A 2520-nucleotide genomic window follows, 5' to 3' on the forward strand; every position below is an offset into this window, starting at 1 on the left:
GTCGAGCGCGGGTCGCCGCGGTGTCGCCCCCGTGCTGCGGCGCACCGTCCCGGGCGTCGTCGCGCTCGCCGTGCTGGCCGGCTGCGCCGCCCCGCCCTCGGAGCCCGCGCCGGACCCGGCACCTGCGGTCGCCCCGGCGGCGACGACCGTCGCGCAGTCGACGGACGTCCTCGGCGATCTCGGGGAGGTCCTGAGCACCGCGGACGCGGCCCTCGACCCGGCGGCGCTCGCGCCCCGGGTGACGGGCCCGGCGCTCGCGACCCGGACCGCGGAGTACGTCCGCTCGGGCGTGACGGGTGGCGCGAAGCCGCCGACGGTGCTGCCGACCGACGAGCAGGTCCTGATCGTCCCGCAGACCACCCAGTGGCCGCGCACGCAGCTCGTGGTGACCGAGCAGCCGGACGACCTGCAGGCGCCCCGCATCCTGGTGCTCCAGCAGGCGGCGCCCCGCGAGCAGTACAAGCTCTGGGGGTGGGCGCGGATGGCCCCCGGCGTCAGCATGCCGGCGACGGCCGAGCCGTCGACGGGCAGCGCGGTGCTCGCGCCCGACGCCCAGGGGCTCGTCGTCACGCCGGCGGACGCGTTGGCGCAGTACGCGGACGTCCTCGCGAACGGAGCGGGCTCGGCGTACGCGGCGACGTTCGCACCGGACCCGTTCCGTGCGGCGATCGAGGCCGCGCGGGCGGCGATGGTCGCGGGCGTGGAGTCGGCGGCGTCGGCGACGGAGACCTACACGCCGGACGCCGCTCCGGTGGTCGCGCTCGCGACGGCCGACGGCGGCGCGATCGTCGTCGGGCAGATGACGACGGTCTCGACGGTGACGCTCACGGTGGCCGGCGGGACGATCCCGATCCAGGACCCGTTCTACGCTGCGCTCACGGGGACGCAGAGCGCGGCCACGGCATTCGCCCGGACCTACACCGACGTGCTCGTGATGTACGTGCCGCCCGCCGACAGCGGAGCACCGGTGCAGGTCCTCGCGGCCGAGCACGCGGTGACCGCCGCCAGCGCCTCCTGACCTCGACCGACCCGACCCACCCAGCGACACGACCAGCCCGGGACCCGGTGCCCGGGACGAAGGATGACGCGCATGTCCCAGCCCTCCGGGCCCCGTCCCCGCCTCGACGTCCGCGGCGCCGTCGACCTGTCCGGCCTCGCCCGCTCGACGCCGCCTCCCGGGACGCCGGGCGGGCTCGACAAGCCGAGCGCCTACGCCCTCGACGTCGACGAGTCCACGTTCAACGACGTCCTCCAGCGCTCGACGCAGCACCCCGTGGTCGTCGTGCTGTGGGCGCCGTGGAGCGAGGTGAGCACGGGCGTGGCAGCGGACCTCGCCGCGCTGGCCGACGAGGACGCGGGTCGCTGGCTGCTGGCACGGATCGACGCCGACGCGAACCCGAGGGTCGCCCAGGCGTTCCAGGCGCAGTCGGTCCCGACTGTCGTCGCGGTGCTCGCGGGCCAGCCGCTGCCGCTGTTCCAGGGCGCGTACCCGCGTGACCAGGTGCGCGCGGTCATCGACCAGGTGCTCGCGGCCGCCGAGGCGAACGGCATCACGGGACGCGTGGCACCCGCAGGGGAGGAGCCCGAGGTCGAGCCCGAGCCGGAGCTGCCCCCGCTGCACCAGGCGGCCTACGACGCGATCGAGGCGGACGACCTCCCGGCCGCGCGCGCCGCCTACGAGCAGGCGCTGACCGAGAACCCGCGCGACGCGCTCGCCCGCGCCGGCCTCGCCCAGGTGGGGCTGCTCGAGCGGACGCACGACATCGACCTGCGTGCGGTGCGGACCGCGGCGGCGGACCGGCCCGACGACGTCGACGCCCAGCTCGCCGTCGCGGACCTCGACGTCCTGGGCGGGCAGGTCGAGGACGCGTTCGCCCGGCTCGTCGACGTCCTGCGCCGGACCTTCGGCGCCGACAAGGAGCGCGTTCGCCTGCGACTCGTCGACCTGTTCGAGGTCGTGGGCGGCGACGACCCCCGCGTGGTGGCGGCCCGCCGCGCGATGGCGAGCGCGCTGTACTGAGAACAAGCACCGACCGGACGGCCGGTCGACGCGGATGTTCGCGCAGGTCAGCGCGCATCCCGTCGGCCGGCCGCCGTCGTCTCCGGGCCTGCGTGACGGGCGTCACCGAGGGCCGACTTGATCTTCCGCGCCACCGCTGCGTAATGTTCTCGACGTCGCCCGGCAGGGAGGAACGGACACCGAGGAACGATCCCGGTGGCTGGTCCCGCGAGTGACGTCCCCCGGATCTCCGACCGACGAGACCTCTCGCCGGTCGACACGAGCGTCCGGATGTGGAGCGAGCATGACCACGCCGAACCAGCCCGAGAGGGCAGGTTGACGAGGAAGAGCCGGTCCGCTAAGTTTGAACGGTTGCCTCCGGCCGGATCGAAAGATCCGAAGGGATGCGCGTCTGTTCCTTGAGAACTCAACAGTGTGCCAAGTAGTCGATGCCAAGATGGTTCATCGCACGGTTTCGTGTGGTGGGTCTTGGTTGAGATTGAGAGGGCTCGTGCCACCCC

Annotated in this window: 2 protein-coding genes; both read left to right on the forward strand. The window is 74.3% G+C overall.

Annotated features, from left to right (window positions below):
- Nucleotides 1–1018 (forward strand): DUF8094 domain-containing protein (locus tag CTKZ_RS16645; protein WP_307720314.1); only part of this gene is annotated, 1018 nt, incomplete at its 5' end.
- 72 nt (nt 1019–1090) lie between these two features.
- On the forward strand, nt 1091–2020 hold the full coding sequence (locus CTKZ_RS16650; protein ID WP_124343993.1) for a tetratricopeptide repeat protein: 930 nt from the start codon (nt 1091–1093) through the stop codon (nt 2018–2020).
- Nucleotides 2021–2520: the final 500 nt, after the last annotated feature.

The organism is Cellulomonas algicola (genome assembly GCF_003851725.1).
Taxonomy (GTDB): domain Bacteria; phylum Actinomycetota; class Actinomycetes; order Actinomycetales; family Cellulomonadaceae; genus Cellulomonas; species Cellulomonas algicola.

What these genes read in the sequence shown, in the direction of transcription:
- CTKZ_RS16650 (WP_124343993.1), top strand. Translation starts at nt 1,091, where the DNA reads ATGTCCCAGCCCTCCGGGCCCCGTCCCCGCCTCGACGTCCGCGGCGCC.